Source organism: Gluconobacter sp. P1D12_c, assembly GCF_018812105.1.
GTDB lineage: Bacteria > Pseudomonadota > Alphaproteobacteria > Acetobacterales > Acetobacteraceae > Gluconobacter > Gluconobacter oxydans_A.
The window spans coordinates 1-541 of sequence record NZ_JACSIQ010000264.1; the positions used below are offsets into that span (position 1 = coordinate 1).

The 541-nt window shown below is 36.5% G+C and carries 1 protein-coding gene; it reads right to left on the minus strand.

Annotation, left to right across the window (positions count from 1 at the left end; genetic code table 11):
• Positions 1 to 60: 60 nt before the first annotated feature.
• Positions 61 to 541: hypothetical protein (locus KP705_RS16660; protein WP_215765057.1), on the minus strand; the 481-nt coding region annotated here is incomplete at its 5' end.

Here is a 541-nt window from a genome sequence, read left to right on the forward strand (position 1 = left end):
TGTCGGAAGGCTTTACAAGCACTTTACGACTCAGCATCTCAAAATGTGCGAATTGATAACTCATGACAACGATCCAAAAAATWTCTCGCAAATCGTTGAGAGTCTTCTTTTAAAATCATCAGACGTACAATTTTCCAAATCTAAATTATCGATACTCGAATACAAACCATCCTTGTCACATTCTTCTAAATCTTTAACCCAAAGGCGTATCTCATCTTTATTGTCATTAACAAAAACACACTCGTAACAAAAATCATCCTCGTCATCGTTCAAATATTCGTTGAATCTTAAAAAACCATATCCCCTGCTTTCTATGTAATCCAAAAACAAAGAAGAATGCGAAGGAAGACAACGCAAATAATCTCTATAACTTTTCACATCCTTCACAGGAAAAGAATGGTCAATATAATGGTCATGCAAACAAGTCATGATATCGTAAGGCTTTTCCCAACCGCAATAAACCTCGACCCCATTCCCAAACATATAACGAATAGCCTTGGTCTCATAACGTGCCTTCAATCGCACAGCCTTTATATTGAAC